This is a genomic window from Palaeococcus ferrophilus DSM 13482, from assembly GCF_000966265.1.
GTDB lineage: Archaea > Methanobacteriota_B > Thermococci > Thermococcales > Thermococcaceae > Palaeococcus > Palaeococcus ferrophilus.
In genome coordinates this window covers 141246-163758 of the sequence record NZ_LANF01000018.1, presented here as the reverse complement: position 1 = coordinate 163758, position 22513 = coordinate 141246, and the positions used below count along the sequence as shown (strand labels likewise).

Here is a 22513-nt window from a genome sequence, read left to right as displayed (position 1 = left end):
GGGACCACCCGTCAGCCGAGGGAGGCCCAGAACGGGTCCTTGACCTTTTTGACCCTCGCTATCTCCCTGAGGGCCCTTATGTCCGTCTCGTCAAGCTCGTTCTTGAGCTCCTTCACGAGCCTTATCGCGTCGTCCCTGCTGAGGTCAACGTAGAGGGTCTCCCCGGGGTGTATGTGCCTTCCAACAGTCGGCCCCTCTATGGCCACCGCGACGGCGTCCCCCTTCTTTGCCTCGTTGATGAAGTCGTCCTTGTTCTTGATGGACTTTATGACGCCTATCTTTTCACCGTTCTGCTTCATGAGCGGATAGCCCGGCCTTATCCTGCCCTCGATGACCTCTATACCGACTATCGCGGGGTTGCGCCTCCTGAAGACGTAGCGCTCATCTGGATAGAGCCTTATGACTCCGGGGAAGCGAGTCTGGGCGAGGATCTCCCTCTTCTTGGCCTCTTCCTTCTCCTTCCGCCAGGCCTCGTAGTCCTCTATGAGCTTGTAGATGATGTTGCCCGAGAATATCGGAATCCCCTTGGTCTTGGCTATCTCCCCCGCTTCCTCGAGCACCTTGACGTTGAAGCCGAATATGACGCCGAGGTACTCGTCCTCATCCCTTATACTCAGCGCCTCCATGACGTCCATCTTGGTTATGTCCCCAACGTCGGCCTTCCTTATGGGGATGTCCTTCTCCTGGAGCTCCTTACTGAGGGCCTCAAGAGAACCAAGTGTGTCAGCCTTGACTATGACACCGATTTCACCGCTCTCTATCTTTATGCGCTCGATCTGGCTCAGTATCTCCTCCTTGGCCCTCTCAATCTCCTCGGGCGTGTTGGCGGCGAGAACTGGGGAGCCGGCGAGGGCCTCGTCAAGCCCCGGAGCGGCTATCTTTATACCCGCGGCGGCGCTAACCTCGTCCACCTGGTCGAAGCGGAAGCGGGGATCCCTTATTTCATCCAGGGGCTTGGGCTTGAGGAGGGCGCGGATTTTGGTCACTATGGCCCTGTCCTTGCCGCCAACGACTATGGTGTCGTCCTTCCTGAGCGTTCCGTCGTAGACTATGACGTCTATGGTTGTGCCGAGACCGAGCTCCTCCCTCACCTCGAGGATCGTCCCCCTGGCGGGTCCTTCCACCTCTATCTTGAGCTTCTCCTCCAGGTACTTCTGGGAGAGACCGGCTATGAGGACGAGGAGTTCCGCCACGCCTATGCCGTGCTTGGCCGAGATGGGCACTATAGCGAGCTCCTTCGTGAAGTCCTTGACGCGATCGAAGCGGTTGGCCTGGAAGCCGAGCTCGTAGAACTTGCCTATGACCTCCCAGAGCTTCGTTTCAAGCTCGCCCTGCGCCCTCTGGTCCTGCTTCTTGAAGTTAACGAGGAAGGGCTCGTTCTCCACCACCTTCCATCCCTTTATGCGGTCTATCTTGTTGGCAGCCACTATGAAGGGCGTCCTGTACTTCTTGAGTATCTCTATGCTCTCAAGGGTCTGGGGCTGGAAGCCCTCGTTTATGTCTATGATGAGTATCGCCAGGTCGGCAAGACTTCCTCCCCTCGCACGAAGACTTGTGAAGGCCTCATGACCCGGAGTATCGATGAAGAGCAGACCCGGAAGCTTAATCTCACCCTTCCACAGGCTGAGAAGGGGGCCCGCTATCTCCCTCACGACCTCTATGGGCACCTCGGTGGCGCCTATGTGCTGGGTTATTCCTCCCGCTTCCTTTCCGGCCACGTTCGTGTGCCTTATCCTGTCAAGCAAAGTGGTTTTGCCGTGATCAACGTGGCCGAGAACCGCTATGATTGGCTGACGAATCCTCTTCATGAGCATCACCCTCTTACATTTTCTCAAGCTGGAACACCCTCTCAGGATGGGCTTTTAAGGGTTCCGCGCAAGGATTAAAAAGCATCATGGTAATTTTCATCGGTGGTGGCATGATAGAATTTGCACTCGGGACGGTTATTGGAATCGCCTCCGCTCTCGCCCTCGGGAGGTGGAAGGGGAAGGTGGTGGAACTGCAATCGGCTTTACTCATAATCCCCACAGTCACTTATTCCCTAACAAACACATGGGCGGTGGAGCTTGAGGAGAAGGGCTACGCGATCAGCGTAGAGGTCTTCTCACCGAGCTTCTTCTTTGGCCTTGAGCTCTTCGCGGCGTTCCTCATAGCGATTGCCTACGTGGAGCTCCGTTCGCGAAAGGGCCTGACGATAGACGAGTTCGTCCAGAGCGGCATCGTGCTCCTGCCAACACAGGCGTTTGCCCTCGCCCTCGCGGTGCAGTTCTCACCCCTTCTGTTGATTCCGGGGCTACTCGTGACTCCTGGAGCTGGCGCTCTCGCTCAAAAACCCCTTCAGGAACCTCAAGGCAAGGCCCTTCGAGGGGTTAAACTGGGACGGTGAGTGCCTGACGGATGATGAAAGCAGGATGGTGGCGCGGGTGGGGGAGGTTATCCTCGTTGGCGGTTTCACGAGGAAGAACTTTCCCAGGCTGGGAGAGCTCATGGAGTGCCTGAAGAACTCAAAGCCACCGGGAAAAGGAAGGAGAGCGCTTGCAACGCTTATTGGACTGTTTCCCCTCACCACTGCCCTCGCACCAACGGGCGTACCCACCATAGCCCTAGGAGGCATCCTCGCGTTCCTCTCAACCATCCTCTCGGCGATGGCGCTCACAATAAGGAGACCGGGATGCGGGGAGGTGGAGAGGGAGTTCAGGGAGTTCCTAAGGAAGAACAAAAGGGATAAGCTGGAGATTCACGTTTAGCGCTTAAGGCAGTCCATGCTGTCGAGGTACTCCTTCTTTCCCTTTGCGTGGGTGTGGTAGAACCAGTCGGCGGCCTTGCAGTACTCGAAGAGCTCTTCCGGCTTGAAGTAGAGGTTTATCTCTCTCTCCGCGCTCTCCGGGCTGTCGGAGGCGTGGACTATGTTGTAGATCGAGTCGCCTATATCGAGGCCGTAGTCGCCCCTTATGCTTCCCGGTTCGGCGTCCTTCGGGTCTGTGGCTCCAGCCATCTTCCTGACGACGCTTATGGCGTATCTCCCCTCAACGACCATGACGACGCTCGGGGCCTTGGTGATGTAATCAACCAGCGGCTCGAAGAAGGGCTTTCCCCTGTGCTCCTCGTAGTGTTTCTCGGCGAGCTCCCTATCAATCCATATCATCTTCATCCCGATGATTTTGAGGCCCCTCTTCTCGAAACGGCTGATGATTTCGCCCATGAGGCCCCTAACGACGGCATCGGGCTTAAGTATAACGAGTGTTCTTTCTATCTTCCTCTCGGCCATCGGCAACACCTGCGGGAATAGGGAAAGGATGTAAAAAAGGTTTGCCCTAATACTCCACGCCCCTCCTGGCCATGATGCCCTTCTGGTAGGGGTGCTTCACCTCGCGCATCTCAGTCACGTAGTCGGCGACCTCAAAAAGCTCCTCCGGACAGTAGCGACCCGTTAAAACCAGCTCCGTATGGGGGGCTTTGGCCTCTATGAGCTCCTTAACCTCCCCAACGTCAAGCATCCCGAAGCCGAGGGCGACGCAGATTTCGTCGAGGATAACCAGATCCCACTCGCCGCTTGAGACGACTTCTTTGGCCCTCCGGAGCGCCTTTCGGGCGGCCTCAATGTCATCCGGTTCTGGTTTCCCATGGACGAACTTCGGAAGACCAAGGGATTCTATTAGGGCTCCACACTTCTCTATCTGTATCTGCTCGCCGTAGACCCTGGGCGACTTCATGAACTGGATTATCATCACCCTCCCGCCCGAGCCGAGCATCCTCACAGCGAGGCCGAAAGCGGCGGTGGTCTTTCCCTTCCCGTTGCCCGTGTAGATGTGCACCAATCCGAGCTTCTCCTTCCATGCCATAGGGTTCACCCGCTGGATATTATTGCCAGGGTTTTTAAGGGGTTCGGGAAGAAAGTTAAAGTTATTAGTAAGAAGAATCGTTAAGAAAACTATAGTCAGGGGGAGATCTTTAATGAGAGAGGTTTTGTTTGAAGAATACCTAAAATTCATAAAAAAGCATGATCACGTCGTTATCGAAGACCAAAAGATTGAAATCGGCAAACCCCTTCCCATTAGAACATTCCATCCTCAGAACTTCAAATTAGAAACAACAACAGTATGGAGCTTCCCCGAGAGGGGGAAATGGGCCACACACTATGCAAATGCAAAATATCGAGGCAACTGGGCACCTCAGGTTCCTAGGAACTTGATCCTTCAATACACAAAACCCGGAGATGTTGTTCTAGACGCATTCCTTGGAAGCGGGACAACCTTGATCGAATGCAAGCTACTTGGAAGACATGGAATAGGTGTGGACATAAACTACGAAGCGCTTATGGTGGCATGGGATCGGTTAAACTTTGAGTATAACCCCTTTTCTGACAAAGCATCCACTTTGGGTCCTTATTTGGGATTAAAGGAAGAGATAACATGGGTTGAGCCAGAAATACGCCTCTACCAAGGAGACGCACGGAATTTGGATAAAATTGAAGATGAAAGTATAGACCTGATAGCAACTCACCCCCCTTATGCAAACATTATTGGATACACAAAAAAGGCTCGGTCTTCCGTGGAAGGGGATTTATCTAAGGTGAGGTCTATAGATGAGTTCATCCAAGAGATGAAAAAAGTTGCCGAGGAGTTTTACAGGGTACTTAAACCTGGAAAATATGCTGCAATTTTAATGGGGGACACTAGGAGACACAGACACTATGTTCCAATAGCATTCAGAGTTATGAAAGCGTTCTTAGAAGCAGGGTTCATAGTAAAGGAGGACATAATCAAAGTTCAGCACCACATGAGAGGTACCGAACCATGGAAGACTCGGAAAAGGGACTTCTACTTGATAGCACATGAGCACTTGTTTGTGTTTAGGAAACCCAGCAGTGAGGAAAACGTAAAAAGATTCAAAGAGAGTATGAAAGTTTAGTCCTTCCAGATCTCGAACATAGACTTTCCGTACTTTGCTGGTGCCGGTCTGTTTCGGACTGCCGTCGTTATTATTCTGTCTATATCACCATACTCACACTGAGCAAGCCAGCGGATAAATCGCATCAAGAATTCCCTAGGAGGATCAAGTTTGCTTTCTCTACAACCCCGTGGTCCGTAGTTCCAATCTTGCTCCGCCATTAATAATGATCCATAAAACACGGTTACATCTGCTGGATCCAGCTCCATTTCAAATGCTAAACCGCTCAAAGAGCTAACGACTTTGCTAATGTCTTCGCCATTGTTTATTCTTTCGAATGCAAGGAATACCTTCTTTGCCAACTCTTCGTTGCTGATCCGCTTTAGATAAAGGTCAAAGAACAGCCGAACATGAGTTGGGGCGAACTCCTTCTGGTTTTTTGGTTTCAAGACTACCTTAAAGTCTCCGGGGCATAATTTATCTGTTCTAACAATAATGACCTCAGTACCATTGGACCCGTGGTATAGAACTGTTCTTCCACCTTCTTTGGCCACTTTCCTTGTTTTTTGAGTTTCTTTGATCTCTGCTGGTTCCAACTTCTCAACTATTTTGAAGATGTCCCCTAACTCCACAGGCTTCACCAATTTAGAAAAACAGAGAGAATGTTTTAAATCGATCGTTCCGCAACGGGCACAAAATTGAGTATTGACTTAATGTTGCCAGAAGCTTTGTTTTTCCCATTATATACTAGCAACCGTACTTTATTCCTCCCTACTCGAAGTTCTTTGGGGACATTAGTAACCAGCATCTCCGGAACCGCCCCTCTGCGGTCGGCTTTTGAGTTTATAGCCCTCTTTGCGTAGATTTTGAACACCTCGATCCCATCAATCCCCTCGTACAATTCGCGAATTGGTTCTACATACGAATTGCTCAAAATAAAGTAAACCCCCTTTTCGTGAAGCTTAAGGCAAACATCACGGAGGCGCTCTTGATCTCCCCTACTGAAATCCTCCTTGGAGTAGCTAGTAAAACTGGCAGTCTCGGAAACGGGGTGATAGGGCGGATCGAAATAGACCAGATCACCGGGTTCAGCAACTTTTAGTATATATGTAAAATCCTCATTGTGGATCTCCAGCTTTTTGAGAACTTCGCTGGCTTTTCTAAGGCGCTCTTCGTCAACTATTTTTGGATTTTTATATCTTCCAAAGGGGACGTTAAACTCGCCTTTTCTATTTTCGCGATATAATCCGTTAAATGCAGTTTTATTGAGGTACAAAAGGAGGCTAGCAAGCCGGATATTTGGTATCTCAAACCCGCTTCTGACTATCTCATTGAACTCGGAACGGGCCTTGTAGAAGTACTCCTTCTCGTTTTTATGTTTCTTCGCATCCTCAATAAGCTCATCAACGTGGTCTCTGACTACAACATAGAAATTCATCAGCTTGGGGTTTATGTCATTTATAGTCCCTCTCTCTGGTTCCATCCAGAAAGTTACGGCACCTCCACCAAAAAAGGGTTCATGGAATGTTCTATTTCTGAAGTCTTTAGGCATTAAAGTGACAATTTCGTGTAATATCTGCCGTTTTCCCCCAGCCCATTTTAGGATAGGTTCTGCCATAATTATATCCTCCTATGAAGTCTTTGTGGGATACCTTAATAAGGCATTCGACAAAATTATGTGCAACATGATTATAAAATTTTTGGTGCAACATAATATTCACGGCTTGTACTCCAATCCCAGTTTTTTTCGGATATAGTTCGATAAATCTAGCCCCTCCTGTTGGGCTTGTTTAACAACTAACTCATACTCCCCCTCTGTGACTCGAATTGACAACCATTTATTTCTCCTGTTCTGAACGGCCAGTGTCCTAGCCTCCGCCTCCCATATTTCTCTGAGAGCTCTGACTTTTTTCTTAATTAACCTCCGGTCCCTCAATCCAGAGAGTTCCCTAAGTAGGATTTCTCTAAACTTGGAAACCAATTGGTGGTCTCCTCTAGAATATTTAGCAAACTCACTCACCGCGAGATCAACCACATTCCCTTCCAAAATTTTTTCAGAGTCTAAAATTGCATCAAATGCTTTAGTGCCCGCCAATGGGATTTTAAGCTTACGGGTTGCTGGAGCATGTAGCTCTAAAAGCCTCTTTATAATCTCTTCAAACATTGCTCCCACCGGATAACATGTTCACGCAAAACATTATAAATTTTTAAAGCATTATCTTTAACCTCTGAGGCAGATAACATACCCAGAGAGACACTAGAATAGGCATTTATTGAATCCCAAAACAAAATTAATGAAAAGGGAGTCACTTCCTCTTGGCCCTCTGCTGGCGGGCCTCGAGGAAAGCCTTCGTCCACTTGAGCTTCCTGGGGTTCCTGCCCATGAGGAAGTACTTCTCGCACTTGCTGGAGCAGAAGAAGAACACCCTGCCGTCGTTCCTGACGTACATCTTGCCAGTTCCCGGCTCGAACTCCTTTCCGCAGTAGGAGCAGACGTTCCACCTCGCCATTTTCATCTCCTCCTAATCTCCCTTGCTTCCCTCTCTGTCTCCCTGAGTATCACTATGTCCCCGACGCGAACGGGGCCCTTGATGTTTCTCCTTATGACCCTTCCCTTGTCAGGGCCTTCGAGAACCCTGACCTTCACTTGGGTGACGCCACCCGTAACACCGGCCCTGCCGATGATTTCGATAACCTCGGACGGGAATCCATCGTCTGCCATTTCTCACACCTCTCATAAATTGAATCTCGCCCTCAACATGATAGTGAGGGGAAGGAGCTCACTTGGCGAGCTCCTTAACCTTCGCGGCGATATCCTCGACAAGCTCCCTACCCTTGCCGGGCTCAACTATGGCAACGCTTGCGGATGAGACCTCGAGACCAGCGGCAGCACCGAGCTCCTTCTTGCTCGGCACGTAGATGTAGGGTATCTCCTTCTCCTCACACAGGGGCGGAAGGTGAGCAACAATCTCCTCAGGGTCAACGTCCTCGGCGATGACCACGAGCTTGGCGATGCCCCTTTCAATAGCCTTGGTCGTCTCGTTGGTACCCTTCCTTATCCTACCGGTGTCGCGAGCAAGCTCGACGGCCTCGAGAGCCTTGTTAGCGAGCTCAGCTGGAACCTCAAACTTGACGTAGCTTGGCTTAGCCATCTACCATCCCTCCATTTCTTTCATCGTTCATCTGGAGCTCAAGCTCCAATGGGGCAAAGGCCGAAAGCATATTTAAAGTTTTCCGTCAACACCGTGGAGGGTGGTAGAATGATAGTGCTGGCCTCGAAGAGCCCGAGGAGACGGGAGATACTCGGCAGGTTTTTCGAGGAGTTTGAGGTGGTTCCAAGCAACGCCGACGAGAGCAGCGAGCTTCCCCCAAGGGAGCACGTCGTTGAGGTGGCAAGGAGAAAGGCGTGGGAAGTCTACAGAAAAACCGGGGGAGTGGTCATAGGGGCCGACACGGTGGTGGTGCTCGAGGGGAGGATACTCGGAAAGCCCGGGGATGCGGACGAAGCGAGGGAGATGCTCCGCTCTCTGAGCGCGAGGGTTCACAGGGTCATAACGGGCTACTGCATAGTGAAGGACGGGAAGGAAGTTAAAGGGGCCGTCGAGACGGAGGTTGAGTTCTACGAGCTGAGCGATGAGGATATAGAGTGGTATGTCTCCACCGGGGAGCCAATGGACAAGGCCGGCGCCTACGGGATTCAGGGAAAGGGAGGCCTCTTCGTGAAGGGAATCAGGGGTGACTACTACAACGTGGTCGGGCTTCCGATAGAGGTAATAAGAAAAGTGAGGGAAATGCTTTAGATGTTCCCGACCCTCTGGAGCACCATTCCCTCTATCCTTATGGGGTCCATCCTCCTGGCGAGCACTATGGCCTGATCAAGCCTCGCTTCGCTCTCCGCGTGGATGGTGAAGAGCGGATCGCCTTCCTTGACCTTCTCGCCCACCTTGACGTAGAGCCTCAGGCCGGCCCCCTTGTCCTCCGGCGCCCCTGCCTGCCTCGCTATGGCAGTTATGGCGCGGTTGTTGATTCCGGTGACGTAGCCGCTCGCTGGGGCGTGGAAGGTGTAGGTCTTGTCGCCTATGGGGATGTCCTCGGGTTTGACCTCGGGGTTTCCTCCCTGGGCCTCTATTATCTCCTTCATCTTCTCGTAGGCCCTTCCGCTCTCGAGGATTTCGCGCGCCATCTTCTTGCCCATTCCGGCCGGTGCAACGCCGCCCATCTCGAGGAGGATTCCAGCTAAGCCGGTGGCCTTCTCCACGAGGCTACCCGGACCTTTGCCGCTTATGAGAGTCTCCATGAGCTCCCTTGCCTCAAGGGCCGGGCCGACAGTGTGGCCGACCGGCTGACCGCCGTAGGTTATCGCCACCTCCACGTACTGGCCGAGCCTCTTTCCGAGCTCTATGAAGGACTTCGCAAGGAACCTCGCCTCCTCCATGGTCTCGACCTTAACACCCTTGCCCGTGGGGATGTCAATGAGCACGTACTGGGCCCCCATAGCGTACTTCTTGGACATTATGCTCGCGAGCATCAGCCCCGTGGGGTCAACGCTGAGGGCCCTCTCCACGTGGATCGTGAGGTCGTCCGCGGGAGCTAAATTCAGGGCCCCTCCCCACACGAGGCAGCCCCCGACCTTCTCCACTATGCGCTTTATCTCGTCGAGGGAGAAGCTGACGTTGGCGAGGACTTCCATAACGTCCGCCGTTCCGGCGGCACTGGTTATTGCCCTCGAGCTAGTCTTGGGAATGGTTAACCCGGCGGCGGCAACTATTGGGACGACTATCATGTTGGTCTTGTTGCCCGGGACGCCGCCAATGCTGTGGACGTCCATGATGGGCTTCCTGTCAATGTCGAGCATATCACCCGTTTCCGCCATCGCCATGGTTAGGGAGGCGGTCTCATCCATATCCAGGTCGTGAATCTCAAGTGCCGTTACGAAGGCGCTTATCTCAACGTCCCTGAGCTTTCTGTCAACGATGTCCTTAATTATGCTCTCTATCTCCACCTTCTTGAGCTTCTCGCCGTGCATCTTCTTCTTGATGTAGCGCACGCTCTCGGGGGTTGGCGCGGGGAGTACCTCAATGAGCTCGCCCTGCGAGAGGTTTGTCCCGTAGAACTCCCTGCTCAGGCCAACCTCCCCGGGCTGGACGTTGATGCTGTCTATCGCGGCCTCACCGTAGAGAACCCTCTTACCTATCTCGAGCTTGACAAGGTCGGTCGGGTGTATTTTCGCCTTTTCGGCATCCTCCGGATTCACAAAAACGAGCCTCTTCCCGGGGCTAACGTCAAGTATCTTCCCCTTAAGCTTCATACTTCCACCTCCTCTCTGACACTCCGTTAACTATGCTACTACTAAAAACTGGTACTTAAAACTTTTGGAGAAAAGGGCGTTGAGAGGGGAACGGAGTTACGCGGCCCGTATGCCGTGCGGTGCCGTGTAGTATCCCCTTCCCATATTAAGATGGTCGAGCACGCTCACGATATCGCGGGCCTTTCGTTTTATGGGCTCGGGAAGGATGCTGTCCCTCCCCTCCACGTAGGCCCTGATCTCGCTGAGGGATGCCCTGAAGAGACGTCCACAGAAGGTGTACACTTCCTCACCGTTCACCTCAACGAGGCAATCGGGATACGCCAACTTAAGCCTCATACCCCGATCACCCCGTTAGCATTATGGTAAAAGAGATTTTTAAGTTTAACGCTCTATAAAAGTTTAGTAACAAGAGGATGGAAAATTAAAGGTCCCTTATCTCCTCCTCTATGGACTCCTCGAGGGTCTTCTCCCATTCTGTAACGTCGAACTCGTTGAGCTCTGACTCAAGGTCCTCCTTGAGGTTGAGCACACGTCTCTTGAGTGCGCTCTTGGTTTCCTCGTCGTAGACCACGTAGTACGGCGTCCTCCTGGCGGAGAGGTACAGCAAGAGGAGGATTATGTTGAGCACCACCAGGATTAAAAGCACCATAATGATTACAGTCCCCGCGGCCATCACCTCTTCCCTCCGAAGAGTGCTTTGAAGACCCTCTTGATCGGGCTCTCCGGCTCGGGCGGGGTGTACTTGATTCCCGCAAGCTTCGCGGCCAGCTGCTTGATGGCTATTGCCGCCGGGCTGGTGGGGTTCTTGATAACGAGCGGAACACCGTAGGCCGAAGCGCGCTTGACCTCCGGGTCCTCGGGGACCATTCCAAGGACCGGCACCTCAAGTATGGCCTCTATCTCATCCTTCGTGAGCTCCGTCTTCTCGTTGGTCACCCTGTTGAGGATAACCCCAAGCGGGAGGGTTCCGAGCTTCTCAGCGACGAGCTTGGTCTTAAGGGAGTCGGTGATTGCCGAGATTTCCGGGTTGGTGACCACTATGAGCTCCTTTCCAATGAGGAGGGCCGTAACGGAGGTAAGTTCAAGACCCGCCGGGGCGTCAATGAGTATGAAATCACCCATCTGGCCGATTTCCCTGATTAAATCCCTTAGTCTCTCCGGCTTGGCCTTCTTTATCTTCTCGAGGCTGAGGCCACCGGGAATAACCTTAACACCCGCAGGCCCCTCGTATATGGCGTCCCTGATGTCTGCCTCCCTCGCAAGGACGTCGTGGAGCGTCACCGGGATGTCCTCCATGCCGAGTATGAGGCTCAGGTTTGCCATGGTGATATCGGCATCTATCAAAATGACCTCCTTGCCAAACTGCGCTAAAGCAACGCCAAGGTTGGCAACGGTTGTGGTTTTACCCGTACCACCCTTACCGGATGCAAAAACAATTGACCTTCCTTCCAAGGGGCACACCTCCATCTTCAGCTGATGTTTTTAGTACTTCATGTGTTAAAACACTTTCCCTGATCACACTGATACACTGCTGTGTATATTTTCGCACATCGTTGTATTTATAAGTCACAGCTTCTGATGTTCGAATGAAATATATTAATTTAACGGTTGTGCAGGGGTGGCATTAAATTTCCTGCCATAAAAGAACAGTCTCGAAAGAAAAGCTGGATGTAAGTACACAACATATTTCTAATTCTTTCCAAGAATCCACAGAAAATGTAAAAATAGGAAAAAGCTCACTCACCCTCCTCCTTCTCCAGCTTCCTCTTCGCTTCGCCCGCGAGTTCGGCGAAGCCCTTGAAGAGCTTCAGCATCTCCATGGGGAGCGGGAGGATTATGGTGTTGCTCTTGTCGTTGGCCACGTCGCTTATGGTCTGAAGCGTCCTGAGCTGGAGGGCCATTGGATCCTGGGAGATTATGCGCGCCGCCTCGGCGAGCTTTTCAGCGGCTTGCCTCTCGGCCTCGGCAAGGGTAATCCTCGCCCTCCTCTCACGCTCAGCCTCTGCCTGCCTCGCCATTGCCCTCTGCATTCCAGACGGGAGCTCAACGTCCTTAATCTCCACCGTTGAGACCTTTATACCCCAGGGGTCGGTTGCCTCGTCAATTATCTTCTGGAGCTCCATGTTTAGCTTGTCCCTTGCGCTGAGGAGCTCATCGAGGTGTGCCTGTCCTATGACGCTCCTCAGGGTTGTCTGCGATATCTGGGAGGTTGCCATTATGTAGTTCTTGACCTGCGTAACGGCCTTAACTGGGTCTATAACGCGGAAGTAGACCACCGCGTTGACCCTAACCGGCACGTTGTCCTTGGTGATGGTCTCCTGCACAGGCACATCGAGCACCTGCGTTCTGAGGTCAACGATGTAGGCCTTTTCGAATATTGGAATTATGAAGAACAGTCCGGGCCCTCTGGCTCCCACAACCCTTCCAAGCCTGAATATCACTGCCCTCTCGTACTCCTTCACTATCTTAATCGCCGAGGCCAGAAATATCAAAACAAAGAGTACAACGATGGCCCCGGCAATTCCACCGAAACCCAACAACGCCATCTCATTCACCACCCTTCTCCTTTTCTTCAACCCGGGTATCCCTAAGGCGAACAACTATGAGCTTAAGCCCCTCGGTCTTCACAACCCTGACTTTCTCCCCCACGCCTATATCGTCGCCGTACTTGCTCTCCGCCTTCCAGAGCTCCCCGCGCACCTTTATGAGGCCCTCGGGGGTTAGAGGCTCGACGACAGTACCCACCTGGTTCACCATCTCCTCCTTGCCCGTCTGGGCCCTCCGCCCTGTGTGCCCTGATCACCGCCGCCATTCCGAAGGCAAAGAACACCGCTAGGAGAAGGCCGACGGTAACTATGATAACCCTAAGCTGCTCGTAGGTAGATCTGCTTACCAGATAGTCCACTCCACCACCCCCGCTGAAGAGCAGTATGCTACCAAGGACAAACGTTATGAAGCCCGCGACCGTGAAGAGGCCGAACGTCGGGGTCAAAGCCTCCGCGATGAAGAAGACCACCGCCAGGAGGATGAGCAGAAGCCCCGCACTCCTGTAGCCAAAGTAACCGAGGCCGATTACTGCGAGCACGAGCATTATGGCCCCCACCGTTTCAGGAACGTGCCACCCGGGGCTGAGGAAGCCCAGAATGAGCGCCCATATTCCAAGCGTGAGGAGGATGTAGCTCACATTTGGGTCGGTTATGTATGAGATGAGTTCGTCCTTGAAAGTCGGCTCCAGGTAGCGTATCTCCGCCCCCCTGAGGCTCAGGGTAACGTTTTTCCCGTTCACGGGCCTCTTGGTCGTCATGCCATCCGCCTTGCTGAGCAGGTCTTCAACATCGTACGCTATCACATCGGCCATGCCGTACTTCACGGCCTCCTCGGGGGTTAAGCTAAGGTCCTCCGTAACGAAGCGCTCTGCGATGGTGGCGTTTCTACCGCTAGACTCGGCCAGGGAACGCATGTAAGCGATGTAAAAGTTCCGCACCTTTTCGGGGGCTCTTATTATGCTCCCGTTCTGAGAGTAGCCGAGTATGGGCTCGGCGGCACCTATGCTCGTCCCAGGCGCCATGGCTATGAGATGCGACCCAAGGGCTATGTACGTCCCCGCGGAGGCCGCTATGGCACCCTGCGGATAAACGTATATTATCACGGGGACTTTAGCGCTGTTTATCCTCTGGATAATCTCCTGCATGGCATCGCCTCTTCCACCGGGGGTGTCGAGCTCTATCACTATCGCCTCCGCCCCGGCCCGCTCCGCCTCGCTTATGTACCTGTCAAACTGGTCATAGGTGTAGGGAGTTATCGTCCCCGTGACCTGTGCCACGTAAACGGTTTTAGCCTGTGCGAGCGCCGGCGTAAGGAGGAGCATGAGCCCCAGGACGAGAAGGAGCTTTTTCACAATCACCACCACAAATAATAATCGCTTTAACCTTAATTAAGGTTTTCGGAGGAGTCCCAAACATTAATAAGAGCCAAAGCCGGAAGTTAAAGCGTATGAAGGGGGCCATAAAGAGGTTTAAGCTTGCCCGCGGCGACGAGAGGGTTAGGTACGCTTGGGAAGTCGTGAGGGAAGTTTCCCGCCACTCCCTCAACGAGCCCTTCTGGAAAACTCTTAAGGACACCTTCGGGGTCAGAGAGGGGGACGTTAAGGAAATCATGCGCTTTCTGGAGGAGAGAAACGAGCTCCAAATCCTCCGCTCATCGGACGGAAAGAGGCTCTACGTCTCGACGCTCAAAAAGATACGGAACGCACCAAAAACGCTCGACGAGTGGTTGAAATGATGGACCTCCGAAAGACCTCGCACGAGATGATAAGGAACGGCACGTGGAAGTTCGAGGGAGGGGTTTTCTACCAGGCACTCCGTCTTCCGGATGGAAAGGCGGTAGTGGGGGGCTACGATGGAGGGGACTTCATCCTGCCAGAGGGACTATCGTCCGCGGAGAGGAAGTTCGTAAAGGAGAAGCTCTCGTTCATCCTCGGCCTCGATACGGACTTGGACTCATTCTACGCGGAGATAAGTGACTCCCCCTTCGCTTTCCTTGCCGAAGAGTTCCAGGGCCTCACGGTTCCCGCCGCGCCAAGCTCCTACCAGGCCCTCGTGGAGGTAATAGCGCAGCAGCAGGTTAATTTTGACTTCGCCCAGAGGACTATAGCGAACCTCGTGAGACTCGCGGGGAAGCGTGTAAACGACCTCTACGCCTTCCCCACTGCCGAAGAGATAGCGGGACTTGGAGATGAGAGGTTAAAGGAGGCGAAGCTCGGCTACCGCGCCGGCTACATAAAGTCGCTCACGGAGCTTTATCTTAGAGGTGAGCTGAACCTCGAACTCCGGGAATGGGACGTTAATGAAGCGATAAAATACCTCACGAAGTTCCGGGGAGTTGGAAAGTGGACGGCGGAGCTGTTCCTCGCCTACGGCCTGAGGAAGAACGTCTATCCCGCGGGAGACCTCGGGCTGAGGAGGGGAATATCGAAGATTTTCGGTAAGAGCGTGAAGGAAGTGGGGGAGAGGGACGTGAGGGATGTAATCGAGCCCTACGGGAAGTGGAAGGGACTGCTGGCCTTCTACATCACCTGCTACGACAGGAAGACCGAGCTGGAGAGGAAGAGGAGATGAGCGAGATACGAATAGTAATTCCAAAGGAGAGATTCAGGGTCCTGAAGGGGCGGGATGTAAGCGAACTGCTCAGGGCGAACCTTCCCACGGTAGAGGAGACCCTCAAAGCCGAGCGCGAAGAGTTCCTCCGAGAGAAGGCGGAGAAACTGAAGGAAAAGCTCGGGGAGATGGAGGAGGAGCTTGAGAGGCTCAGGGGGTTCTACGAGAAGGCCCTGAGGGATAAGGAGCTGATGACGGCCGAGAGGGACAGGCTCAGGGAGGAAAACGCCGAGTTGAGGGAGAGGTTTGAGGAGAAGAGACGCGAGCTTGAGAGAAAAGTTCACGAATCGTGAACGACTTGTTCACGGAGTGTGAACGAAAAGTTCATAAATCATGAACGAAAGTGAATACCATGCACGAGCTGCTGTCCACAGAAGAGAGGATCAAGATTCTCAGACACGTACTGGAGCAACCCTTAGTGGGTGTGGAGGAGACGGCAAAAGCTACGGGAGTCAGTAAGGGACTGGTATCAAAGACCCTCTCTCTTCTCGTAAAGTATGGAATTGCGGAAAAGAGGGGAAGGAAGTTTAGAATTCTAAACAATCCCAAGAAGAGGGAGCTGAAACGGTTCCTGAACTTTACATACCTATATCCGAAGCTCGAGGGGTTACGGGAGGGGTGGACGCTGGGTCTTGGGGTGTATGGAAGCTTCGCCAGGGGGGAGAACACCCCAGAAAGCGACCTTGACGTGTGGGTTCTCACAGAGAGGCCGAGCATCCAAAAGTCAGCTTCGCTGAAGCGCAAGATTGAAGCCGTGGTAGGGAGAGAGGTAAACCTCCTCGTGCTGACGCCGGGAAGGCTCAGGAACCTGAGGGAGAACGACCCGGTTTTCTACTATTCGCTCGTCTACGGCTCAATGCTCGTATGGGGTGAGGCGCTTGACAGGGTTTCAGACCTGCGTGGAGAGGGGACTGCTGCGAAGGGTAGTTCCCTCAAGGGAGAAAGGACTGTTAAGCATTAAGCGGGCTGAGGAGTGGCTTTCCGAGGCAAGGAAGACCCTCGAATTTGGCTCTTACAGAAGCTCCCTGATAGCATCCTACATGGCTATGTTCCACGCCGCCAGGGCCCTCCTCTTTAAGGACGGCTGGAGGGAGAAGAGTCACTACTGCATAGCGCGCTACCTTGAGGAACTCTACGTCAAAACAGGGAAACTCGACGGGAAGTGGGTCGAACTCCTCGATAGAATGCGCGAGCTCAGGCATGAGGACCAGTACGATGTGGTTTACACACCCGAAAGAGAGGAGGCCGAGGAAGCCCTCAAAATAGCGGAGGAGTTCACCGGGATTATGAAGGCACTGCTGGAGGAAGGTCCATGAAGCTCATCATAAAACCGGAGAGGGGGTTTGGAAAGGTCGAGGTCGAGCTCGATGACGAGCTTGTAAGCGAGATAAACCTGTTGAGCGAGCGCTACGGCGTTCCCGTGGAGAGGATAGTCGAGATGGCACTTACGGGCGAGTTTAAGGAGAGCTCCGGCGAACTCGAGGGGCTGGAGAGAAGGGTAAGGGAGCTGGAGGAAAAGGTCTGGAGGCTGGAGATGGAGTACGCATCCCTCCGCTTCAAGGCCTACGGGGTGAGCGAGGACAACAAGCTCCTCGCCATCGAATTATCTGGCCTCATAGCGGAGAACAGCCAGCTGAGAAGGTTCTTAAGGATGAGGGTTGAGAGGAAGCCGGAGATTATGGAGCTCGTCTCCTACTACATGCGGTGAACAAGCGGGCCATGACGAGAGCGTAATCCCTGAGCGTGGGTAATGATGAGCCCTATGAGCGCCGAGCCCGTCTTTTTTTCCCCCTTTTCTTCGGAAGCAGCCTTACCGGGCTTCCACAGTCGGGACATGTCCCACCGGAGAGTTCTTCCTCAAACCTCCTGCCGCAGCCAACACACACGTAGCGCCACTTCAGAACCCTCGAGATTCCCCTCTTGAGCGTTTTGAACTCTATTCCCAGTGTCCTGGCAATGTTCTGGAGGTTGTAGTCGTCCGTGAAGAGAACCCCTTTGAGCTCGTAGGCCAGCGCGAGAACCTCAACGTCTACCTCACTCAGCTCCCCAAGCTCGCCCGTTGCCTTCGCCGCCTTTTTAACGGCTTCAATGCTTTCTCGGGAGGGGAGGAGCACCTTAACCTTGCCGGCGCTTATGAGGCTCTCCAGAAAAAGCCTGGATTCCGGGTCCCTCACCTCATCAACGACGCCGGGAGTGGTAACCCCCTCGACGTCAACCCCCTGTATGAATATGGCTGCGTCTATAACGAACATGGAAGGGGGTAGGGGTGAGGAGATTTAAGCTTTGCCTCCGAAGTGCTCCGCACTCACCTCGAAGGCCCTGAGGAGCGGAAGCTCCTTTCCGGCAAAGAACTCAAGCATCGCCCCTCCACCCGTGCTTATGTGGCTTATCCCCTCGATGCCGTAGAGGTAGATTCCAGCGATGCTGTGGCCACCGCCGACGATGCTGAAGGCCCTGCTCTCCCCGATGGCCCTGAAAACGCCGATGGTTCCAAGGGCGAACTCCTCCCTCTCGAAGACCCCCATGGGGCCGTTCGCCACTATTATGCTGGCATTACCGAGTATCTCCGCGTACTTCTCAACCGTCCTCGAGCCTATGTCGAGGATTGGGTACCTGTCAAAGAGGGCCTTCTCGTCGCTGAGGAGGTCAACCTCCACCCTTTCCCCATCCAGTTCAACGGCAAAATCCACGGGAGTTCTGACGTAGGGGTAGAACTCGTCCAGAATCTTCTCGGCGTGGTCAACGAGCTCTATGAGTCCCCTCTTTGAGAGGAACTCTATGTTCGCATCGCCCAGGTCGTAGCCCTTGGCGAGCGTGAACACATGGCCAACGAGGCCGCCCGTGAGTATCACGTCCGCCCTTCCGCTTTTAAGCACGTTCTCCGCGACCCTGAGGGAGTCGTCAACCTTCGCCCCCCCGAGCACGTAGACCCTCGGTTTTTCGGTACTCTCGTATGCTTTCTTGAGCGCCCCTATCTCCCTGCCCATCAAAAAGCCGGGTATGAGAGGCTTCACCCTCGCGAAACCCACCAGGGAAGCCGCCGACCTGTGGGCGGTTGCGAAGGCGTCGTTTACCACGAGGTCAATGACCTCCGCCAGCTTTCTGACAAGGAATGAGCGCTCCGACTTCTCAAGGGGGACGTACTTCACCTCCTCTGAGGCAAAGCGGAGGTTCTCGAGCATAAGCACCTCTCCGGGTTCCATCGCCCTTATCCTCTCCCTCGCGTACTTGCCGAATATGTCCTCAACGTACTCCACTTCCCTGCCTATGAGCTCTCCGAGAACCCTTGCGTGCTCCTCCGTCGTCGAAAAATCGCCCGAGTAGGGCCTCCCCTGATGGGTTGCCACCACAACCTTGGCGCCGTGCTCAAGGAGGTACTCAAGCGTGGGGAGAATTGCCCGAAAGCGGGCATCGCTGGTTATGCGCCCGTTTTCCATGGGGGAGTTAAGGTCGGCCCTGAAAAGAACAGTTTTTCCATGATAGTCAAAATCGGTGAGCTTCAGCATCCCATCACCATGAGAGCATCAAAAATGATGAATTAAAAGTTTATTTTATACACCCCCGGTGATAACGGTAAAAATGCGCGTTAATCCCCGTAACGCTGTTGCGGAATTTCTAACGCGTCCACGCCGATTTTGGAGTTTTTGGAGAAACACTCCCTGCAAAACAAATTTATATCATGATTACCAAGTAGTGCATAGGTTTATCCTCAACGGCTGGTGAGAGTTATGAAGTGGACCCCGGAGCTTGTTCGTAGGGTTGATCACGATTATCTTGTTGAGCAGGCACTGGAACTCCTGAAACGGGCAGGGTTCAGGGAGGCGGAGAAGGTCGCCAACAGGGAGCTTGAGGGAATTGATATCGTTGCCACGAGGGACGACCCTATAAGCGGTTTTGAGAAGTACCTGATAAGCGTAAAAACCGGTGCCCTCGTTTCTTCGGATGATGTTAAGCGGTTTATTGAGTACCTGGACAGGTTTAAAGCTGACAGGGGGATAATAGTAACCAACGTTGACTTCACCAAAGACGCGAAGCTCCTTGTCCAGCGTGAGCAGAGGGGTAGAATCATCCTGTGGGGCGGGGAGCGCGTGGCCGGGATGCTCAACGAGTACGGCATAGAGCCGCCGAAGGAGCTCCTCAAGGAGATAGAGTCAAAGAGGGAAGAGGAGCGGAAGAGGAGGGACGTATTCAGGATCATGAAGCTAGATTCACCGCTGCTATTTGATTTCAACCACGAGAAGACCATCGAGGCGGTGATTAAGAAGCTCTCCAGCGAATACTCCATAAGGCGCTCCCTCATAGAGGTGGAGCACCTCTCGGTCTCCCTCACTCCGGCGTACATAGTCACGTGGTCGGCGAAGGTGGAGGAGGAGACAGAGAGGAACAGGGCCGTTGTGTTCAGCGACGGAAGCATCGTTGTGAAGGGGGAGGAGGATCCAGAGCTCAAGGTTCCGCTCTCCAAGGCGGTTCTCAACGACTCGTCCATCCTCAAGGCGACGGAGGTCGAGGTGAAGGAGGGAATCCAGCCCAGTGAGGCAACCCTCATAGCCAAGTCCGGGATAGGGAGAGAGCTCGGGGTTCCACAGTCCCACGTTGAGATAGTGGACAAGAAAATGGTCTACGTTCCAGTGGAGGCCCATCTGAGGCTGAAGCTCCTCAACAACAGTGCAACAGCGACGGTTGACCTGCGGAGGAAGGCGATTGAGATTTCGATAGAGCCCCTCGATAGGGAAAAGCTCCTGGACTACGTTAGGGAGGCCTGCGCCTCCGCGGTTGGGGAAGAACCTCTCAAGATGGCTCCGGAGGAGAAGAAGGACCGGCTCGTGGTCAAGGGCGAAACCGAGCGCTTCGTCTTCATCATGGAGGTCGCGAGGTACACGGGCGAGATAACCTCGAGGAAGATCAAGATGAAGAAGGCCGCCATGGAGAACCTGATAAGGGAGCTCTACCCCAGAGGAGAGATAATCAACCTCGACGAGACGGAAGGGGAGGCCATAGCTGACATACTCCTGAAGGGCGAGGATAAAATCGTCGTCCTCTCCATAAAACTGCATAACGGCAGGTACGCAGTGGTCAGGGAGCTCCACGGACCGGGTGAAGTTTTCAGGGCCGCAAAGGAGCTCATAGAGAAGAACTTCCCAATAGCAAACCTCGAGGCGAGGAGCTTCAGGCTGACCCAGCACAGGGTGTTCGAGGTCTCCCTCGAGAGCCCCGATGGAAAGACAACCGTCAAGGTGGACGGCTCCAACCTCGATATAATTGACTACACGGTCGAGATAAGCAGGGAGAAGGCCGAGAGCCTCGTACTCGAGAAGTACAGCGGCTGGAACGTGGAGTCCGTTGAGGAGACGGAGGATTCGTTTGTCTTCAAAATCAGTAATCCAGAGTACGTTGTGGAGGTGGCGGTGAGCAAGGACGGGAAGGCTATAGAGGAGAAGGACAGGGTGCTCAGGGAGGACGTGGCCACCAGGAAGGCTGAGGAGTACCTCAAGGGGGAGGGAATCGAGGCCAGGGTTAAGGAGGCTCGCCTTGAGGGCCACTGGGTCGTGGAGTTCCTCGGGGAGGAGAAGTTCGGGACGCTGAAGCTCGACAGGGGAAGCGGCAAACTCTTGGAAAAGGAAATCTACTACACGGAGCGGGCCCTTGAAAACCTCTTCCATGAGCATGTCAAGAGTAAATACGGCGAGAAGGAGCTGAACACAGAGAAGATGGTTCACTACAGGGACAGGGGCTACCTCATAATAAAGGCCTCATCCGGCAACAGGCTCTACTACGCCAAGATTGACGTCAAGGACGGTAAGATACTGGAAGAGGACGCCCTCGTGGATAAAGGCATAACCGCAAAATTGAAGAAGATGCAGCTGGAGAGCAAATACAAGTGATCAGACCATCAGGAGGTTCTCTATTATCTTTATTGCCTCCACAATTTTGTTCTCCGGCTTCTCGTCGTCCTCTGGAATCTCAATGTTTATAACGAGCCTCTCCTGGGGCTCCTCCTCAAACTCGTAGGTCTCGAGCTCCTCGACGTCAACCTCCTCGAAGAGCGTCTCTATCTCGGGCGTTATGACCTTCTTCTCGCCGCCGTATATCTCCATCCTGACCCCGCTCGTCCTTGTGGAGACCATAACAACGAGCTCGTACTTGCCGACCTTTTTCGAGAACTTCAGGTAGCTGCCGTAGTCCACGACCTCCTCCCTGAAACCAAGGCTGTGGAGTATCCCCCTCAGCTTCTCCACGCGGGAGCGCATCCTGTTTATTATCCTCTCCCTCAGCTTGTGGGACTCCTCGAGGGCGCGCATTATTCCCTCGCCGGCCTTCTCAATCTCGCCTTCCCATATCCCTATGAGCTTCAGTCCGGATGACGTGGGCTTAATCTCGACCTTTATGGTATCAACGTCAAAATCACGGAGGTCTTCAATTTTAATCTCGCCAAGGGTCAGTATCTCAAACTCAATTCTCGCCGTATTTCCAAAAGTCTTTCCCCTGAATTTCAAGGGCATCACCTATTGGTGAGAGTGAGTGAAGGGTTTAAAAGCTTTCCCAACGAGGTGGTACATATGAAAGCACCGAAAGTTATTGTACTCCTCATCCTCCTTGTCATGGCGACCGGCTGCGTTTCCGAGAGGGAAAGTAGGGGGATGGTTGAGCAGGATTCCACTGTTCTCGACCTTAAGGGAATAGGAAGCGAGATATTTGAGAGGGTCAACGAGGTTAGAGAATCCCACGGACTGCCTCCTCTCTCATGGGACGAGCGCCTGACCGAGGCAGCGCAGATGCACGCGGAGGACATGGCAAGGAGGAACTACTTCTCCCACGAGAGCCCCGAGGGCGAAACCTTCCGCGACCGCTTCGCCAAGGTGGGCTACACTCCAAGGAGCGTTTCGGACGGAAAGAGCGAGACCATAGTGTGGGGAGGAGAGAACCTGTTCCTCTACGCGGGCCCGCCAGAGGAGTCGGCAATCGTGGAGGAGGCGATAGCTGGATGGATGAACTCCCCGGGCCACAGGGAGAACATTCTCCGCAGGGAGTTCGCCCTGACGGGGGTTGGGGTGGCCTACGCCCCCACGTGCACCTACGAGAACATGACGCTCGAAAACTGCGTCTACATCGTTCAGACGTTTGGTTAGACCCGATGGCAAGTGATCAGAAGAAAAAGCGG

General features: G+C 53.6%; 29 protein-coding genes and 1 pseudogene. 12 read left to right on the top strand and 18 right to left on the bottom strand.

What is annotated here, in order from left to right; translation table 11 throughout:
* Positions 1 to 11: 11 nt before the first annotated feature.
* Entirely contained in the window at positions 12 to 1808 is a 1797-nt protein-coding gene (gene infB, locus PFER_RS09885) for a translation initiation factor IF-2 (protein ID WP_048151669.1), read from the bottom strand.
* 110 nt (positions 1809 to 1918) lie between these two features.
* On the opposite strand from infB, the gene PFER_RS09880 reads away from it, so the two are divergent.
* Both PFER_RS09880 and PFER_RS09875 read left to right on the top strand, forming a co-directional pair.
* Entirely contained in the window at positions 1919 to 2386 is a 468-nt protein-coding gene (locus PFER_RS09880) for a hypothetical protein (RefSeq protein WP_048151666.1), read from the top strand.
* Positions 2387 to 2423: 37 nt separating this feature from the next.
* Positions 2424 to 2747 carry a hypothetical protein gene (locus PFER_RS09875; RefSeq protein WP_157255204.1) on the top strand — a complete coding sequence of 108 codons (324 nt, stop codon included), beginning with the start codon at positions 2424 to 2426 and terminating at the stop codon, positions 2745 to 2747.
* Here PFER_RS09875 and ndk read toward each other — a convergent pair.
* The gene (gene ndk, locus PFER_RS09870; RefSeq protein ID WP_048151660.1) at positions 2744 to 3268 is read right to left on the bottom strand and encodes a nucleoside-diphosphate kinase; all 525 of its coding nucleotides are present in this window, start codon (positions 3266 to 3268) and stop codon (positions 2744 to 2746) included. The two genes, PFER_RS09875 and ndk, sit on opposite strands and share 4 nt — an antisense overlap.
* 46 nt (positions 3269 to 3314) lie before the next feature.
* On the bottom strand, positions 3315 to 3842 hold the full coding sequence (cobO, locus tag PFER_RS09865) for a cob(I)yrinic acid a,c-diamide adenosyltransferase (protein WP_048151658.1): 528 nt from the start codon (positions 3840 to 3842) through the stop codon (positions 3315 to 3317).
* Positions 3843 to 3954: 112 nt separating this feature from the next.
* Here cobO and PFER_RS09860 point away from each other — a divergent pair, with 112 nt between their 5' ends.
* Positions 3955 to 4911 (top strand): DNA methyltransferase, encoded by a 957-nt coding sequence (locus PFER_RS09860; protein WP_048151655.1) that lies wholly within the window; start codon positions 3955 to 3957, stop codon positions 4909 to 4911.
* Here PFER_RS09860 and PFER_RS09855 read toward each other — a convergent pair.
* From PFER_RS09855 to rpl7ae, 6 genes are all read right to left on the bottom strand, one after another.
* Positions 4908 to 5531 (bottom strand): hypothetical protein, encoded by a 624-nt coding sequence (locus tag PFER_RS09855; protein WP_157255202.1) that lies wholly within the window; start codon positions 5529 to 5531, stop codon positions 4908 to 4910. The two genes, PFER_RS09860 and PFER_RS09855, sit on opposite strands and share 4 nt — an antisense overlap.
* A 26-nt stretch (positions 5532 to 5557) precedes the next feature.
* Positions 5558 to 6508, bottom strand: coding sequence for a DNA adenine methylase (locus tag PFER_RS09850; RefSeq protein ID WP_084593955.1), 951 nt, complete (start codon positions 6506 to 6508; stop codon positions 5558 to 5560).
* 99 nt (positions 6509 to 6607) lie between these two features.
* Positions 6608 to 7054 (bottom strand): plasmid mobilization protein, encoded by a 447-nt coding sequence (locus PFER_RS09845; RefSeq protein ID WP_048151650.1) that lies wholly within the window; start codon positions 7052 to 7054, stop codon positions 6608 to 6610.
* A 142-nt stretch (positions 7055 to 7196) separates the two neighbouring features.
* Entirely contained in the window at positions 7197 to 7400 is a 204-nt protein-coding gene (locus tag PFER_RS09840) for a 50S ribosomal protein L24e (RefSeq protein ID WP_048151647.1), read from the bottom strand.
* 2 nt (positions 7401 to 7402) lie between these two features.
* The gene (locus tag PFER_RS09835) at positions 7403 to 7612 is read right to left on the bottom strand and encodes a 30S ribosomal protein S28e (RefSeq protein ID WP_048151644.1); all 210 of its coding nucleotides are present in this window, start codon (positions 7610 to 7612) and stop codon (positions 7403 to 7405) included.
* Between the two features lie 58 nt (positions 7613 to 7670).
* Positions 7671 to 8042, bottom strand: a complete 372-nt coding sequence (gene rpl7ae, locus PFER_RS09830) for a 50S ribosomal protein L7Ae (RefSeq protein WP_048151641.1) — start codon at positions 8040 to 8042, stop codon at positions 7671 to 7673.
* A gap of 108 nt (positions 8043 to 8150) precedes the next feature.
* Between rpl7ae and PFER_RS09825 the strand changes: the two genes are divergently transcribed.
* Complete coding sequence (locus tag PFER_RS09825) at positions 8151 to 8690, top strand: Maf family nucleotide pyrophosphatase (RefSeq protein ID WP_048151640.1); 540 nt, start codon at positions 8151 to 8153, stop codon at positions 8688 to 8690.
* Here the strand turns inward: PFER_RS09825 and PFER_RS09820 are convergent.
* The 6 genes and pseudogenes from PFER_RS09820 to PFER_RS09795 all read right to left on the bottom strand — a co-directional run bounded on the left by PFER_RS09820 (position 8687) and on the right by PFER_RS09795 (position 14066).
* Entirely contained in the window at positions 8687 to 10198 is a 1512-nt protein-coding gene (locus tag PFER_RS09820; protein WP_048151637.1) for an AMP phosphorylase, read from the bottom strand. The genes PFER_RS09825 and PFER_RS09820 overlap by 4 nt on opposite strands.
* Positions 10199 to 10294: 96 nt before the next feature.
* Positions 10295 to 10534 carry a hypothetical protein gene (locus tag PFER_RS09815; protein WP_048151634.1) on the bottom strand — a complete coding sequence of 80 codons (240 nt, stop codon included), beginning with the start codon at positions 10532 to 10534 and terminating at the stop codon, positions 10295 to 10297.
* Between the two features lie 85 nt (positions 10535 to 10619).
* Entirely contained in the window at positions 10620 to 10871 is a 252-nt protein-coding gene (locus PFER_RS09810) for a hypothetical protein (protein ID WP_048151631.1), read from the bottom strand.
* Positions 10871 to 11650 (bottom strand): cell division ATPase MinD, encoded by a 780-nt coding sequence (gene minD, locus PFER_RS09805; protein ID WP_048151627.1) that lies wholly within the window; start codon positions 11648 to 11650, stop codon positions 10871 to 10873. Before minD ends, PFER_RS09810 begins: the two co-directional genes overlap by 1 nt.
* 284 nt (positions 11651 to 11934) lie before the next feature.
* Positions 11935 to 12744 carry a slipin family protein gene (locus tag PFER_RS09800; protein WP_048151624.1) on the bottom strand — a complete coding sequence of 270 codons (810 nt, stop codon included), beginning with the start codon at positions 12742 to 12744 and terminating at the stop codon, positions 11935 to 11937.
* A gap of 1 nt (position 12745) precedes the next feature.
* Positions 12746 to 14066: pseudogene (locus PFER_RS09795) on the bottom strand (NfeD family protein).
* A gap of 125 nt (positions 14067 to 14191) precedes the next feature.
* Here PFER_RS09795 and PFER_RS09790 point away from each other — a divergent pair.
* From PFER_RS09790 to PFER_RS09765, 6 genes are read left to right on the top strand one after another with little or no spacing between them, the layout of a single operon-like run.
* Positions 14192 to 14479, top strand: coding sequence for a hypothetical protein (locus tag PFER_RS09790; RefSeq protein ID WP_048151621.1), 288 nt, complete (start codon positions 14192 to 14194; stop codon positions 14477 to 14479).
* Positions 14476 to 15315: a DNA-3-methyladenine glycosylase family protein gene (locus PFER_RS09785; RefSeq protein ID WP_048151617.1), complete on the top strand. Its 840-nt coding sequence runs from the start codon at positions 14476 to 14478 to the stop codon at positions 15313 to 15315. Before PFER_RS09790 ends, PFER_RS09785 begins: the two co-directional genes overlap by 4 nt.
* Positions 15312 to 15647 carry a hypothetical protein gene (locus PFER_RS09780; RefSeq protein WP_048151614.1) on the top strand — a complete coding sequence of 112 codons (336 nt, stop codon included), beginning with the start codon at positions 15312 to 15314 and terminating at the stop codon, positions 15645 to 15647. Before PFER_RS09785 ends, PFER_RS09780 begins: the two co-directional genes overlap by 4 nt.
* A 59-nt stretch (positions 15648 to 15706) precedes the next feature.
* Positions 15707 to 16315, top strand: coding sequence for a nucleotidyltransferase domain-containing protein (locus PFER_RS09775; protein WP_048151613.1), 609 nt, complete (start codon positions 15707 to 15709; stop codon positions 16313 to 16315).
* A complete protein-coding gene (locus PFER_RS09770) occupies positions 16233 to 16670 on the top strand; it encodes a HEPN domain-containing protein (protein WP_245612534.1) in 438 nt (145 codons plus the stop codon). Before PFER_RS09775 ends, PFER_RS09770 begins: the two co-directional genes overlap by 83 nt.
* The gene (locus tag PFER_RS09765) at positions 16667 to 17062 is read left to right on the top strand and encodes a hypothetical protein (RefSeq protein ID WP_048151612.1); all 396 of its coding nucleotides are present in this window, start codon (positions 16667 to 16669) and stop codon (positions 17060 to 17062) included. Before PFER_RS09770 ends, PFER_RS09765 begins: the two co-directional genes overlap by 4 nt.
* A gap of 52 nt (positions 17063 to 17114) precedes the next feature.
* Here the strand turns inward: PFER_RS09765 and PFER_RS09760 are convergent, their stop codons facing one another.
* Both PFER_RS09760 and PFER_RS09755 read right to left on the bottom strand, forming a co-directional pair.
* Entirely contained in the window at positions 17115 to 17606 is a 492-nt protein-coding gene (locus PFER_RS09760) for a type II toxin-antitoxin system VapC family toxin (RefSeq protein WP_048151610.1), read from the bottom strand.
* A gap of 24 nt (positions 17607 to 17630) precedes the next feature.
* Positions 17631 to 18860 (bottom strand): phosphoglycerate kinase, encoded by a 1230-nt coding sequence (locus PFER_RS09755; protein ID WP_048151607.1) that lies wholly within the window; start codon positions 18858 to 18860, stop codon positions 17631 to 17633.
* A gap of 222 nt (positions 18861 to 19082) precedes the next feature.
* Here PFER_RS09755 and PFER_RS09750 point away from each other — a divergent pair, with 222 nt between their 5' ends.
* Positions 19083 to 21236 (top strand): restriction endonuclease, encoded by a 2154-nt coding sequence (locus tag PFER_RS09750; RefSeq protein WP_048151605.1) that lies wholly within the window; start codon positions 19083 to 19085, stop codon positions 21234 to 21236.
* Here the strand turns inward: PFER_RS09750 and PFER_RS09745 are convergent, their stop codons facing one another.
* On the bottom strand, positions 21237 to 21848 hold the full coding sequence (locus PFER_RS09745) for a hypothetical protein (protein WP_048151601.1): 612 nt from the start codon (positions 21846 to 21848) through the stop codon (positions 21237 to 21239).
* Between the two features lie 63 nt (positions 21849 to 21911).
* Between PFER_RS09745 and PFER_RS09740 the strand changes: the two genes are divergently transcribed.
* Entirely contained in the window at positions 21912 to 22481 is a 570-nt protein-coding gene (locus PFER_RS09740; protein ID WP_052696226.1) for a CAP domain-containing protein, read from the top strand.
* Positions 22482 to 22513: the final 32 nt, after the last annotated feature.

Bases quoted from the DNA above. Each gene is read 5' to 3' on its own strand.
- infB (WP_048151669.1), bottom strand. From the start codon at position 1,808: ATGAAGAGGATTCGTCAGCCAATCATAGCGGTTCTCGGCCACGTTGAT.
- PFER_RS09880 (WP_048151666.1), top strand. From the start codon at position 1,919: ATGATAGAATTTGCACTCGGGACGGTTATTGGAATCGCCTCCGCTCTC.
- ndk (WP_048151660.1), bottom strand. From the start codon at position 3,268: ATGGCCGAGAGGAAGATAGAAAGAACACTCGTTATACTTAAGCCCGAT.
- cobO (WP_048151658.1), bottom strand. From the start codon at position 3,842: ATGGCATGGAAGGAGAAGCTCGGATTGGTGCACATCTACACGGGCAAC.
- PFER_RS09860 (WP_048151655.1), top strand. From the start codon at position 3,955: ATGAGAGAGGTTTTGTTTGAAGAATACCTAAAATTCATAAAAAAGCAT.
- PFER_RS09850 (WP_084593955.1), bottom strand. From the start codon at position 6,508: ATGGCAGAACCTATCCTAAAATGGGCTGGGGGAAAACGGCAGATATTA.
- PFER_RS09845 (WP_048151650.1), bottom strand. From the start codon at position 7,054: ATGTTTGAAGAGATTATAAAGAGGCTTTTAGAGCTACATGCTCCAGCA.
- PFER_RS09840 (WP_048151647.1), bottom strand. From the start codon at position 7,400: ATGGCGAGGTGGAACGTCTGCTCCTACTGCGGAAAGGAGTTCGAGCCG.
- PFER_RS09835 (WP_048151644.1), bottom strand. From the start codon at position 7,612: ATGGCAGACGATGGATTCCCGTCCGAGGTTATCGAAATCATCGGCAGG.
- rpl7ae (WP_048151641.1), bottom strand. From the start codon at position 8,042: ATGGCTAAGCCAAGCTACGTCAAGTTTGAGGTTCCAGCTGAGCTCGCT.
- PFER_RS09825 (WP_048151640.1), top strand. From the start codon at position 8,151: ATGATAGTGCTGGCCTCGAAGAGCCCGAGGAGACGGGAGATACTCGGC.
- PFER_RS09820 (WP_048151637.1), bottom strand. From the start codon at position 10,198: ATGAAGCTTAAGGGGAAGATACTTGACGTTAGCCCCGGGAAGAGGCTC.
- PFER_RS09815 (WP_048151634.1), bottom strand. From the start codon at position 10,534: ATGAGGCTTAAGTTGGCGTATCCCGATTGCCTCGTTGAGGTGAACGGT.
- PFER_RS09810 (WP_048151631.1), bottom strand. From the start codon at position 10,871: ATGGCCGCGGGGACTGTAATCATTATGGTGCTTTTAATCCTGGTGGTG.
- PFER_RS09800 (WP_048151624.1), bottom strand. From the start codon at position 12,744: ATGGCGTTGTTGGGTTTCGGTGGAATTGCCGGGGCCATCGTTGTACTC.
- PFER_RS09790 (WP_048151621.1), top strand. From the start codon at position 14,192: ATGAAGGGGGCCATAAAGAGGTTTAAGCTTGCCCGCGGCGACGAGAGG.
- PFER_RS09785 (WP_048151617.1), top strand. From the start codon at position 14,476: ATGATGGACCTCCGAAAGACCTCGCACGAGATGATAAGGAACGGCACG.
- PFER_RS09780 (WP_048151614.1), top strand. From the start codon at position 15,312: ATGAGCGAGATACGAATAGTAATTCCAAAGGAGAGATTCAGGGTCCTG.
- PFER_RS09775 (WP_048151613.1), top strand. From the start codon at position 15,707: ATGCACGAGCTGCTGTCCACAGAAGAGAGGATCAAGATTCTCAGACAC.
- PFER_RS09765 (WP_048151612.1), top strand. From the start codon at position 16,667: ATGAAGCTCATCATAAAACCGGAGAGGGGGTTTGGAAAGGTCGAGGTC.
- PFER_RS09760 (WP_048151610.1), bottom strand. From the start codon at position 17,606: ATGTTCGTTATAGACGCAGCCATATTCATACAGGGGGTTGACGTCGAG.
- PFER_RS09755 (WP_048151607.1), bottom strand. From the start codon at position 18,860: ATGCTGAAGCTCACCGATTTTGACTATCATGGAAAAACTGTTCTTTTC.
- PFER_RS09750 (WP_048151605.1), top strand. From the start codon at position 19,083: ATGAAGTGGACCCCGGAGCTTGTTCGTAGGGTTGATCACGATTATCTT.
- PFER_RS09740 (WP_052696226.1), top strand. From the start codon at position 21,912: ATGAAAGCACCGAAAGTTATTGTACTCCTCATCCTCCTTGTCATGGCG.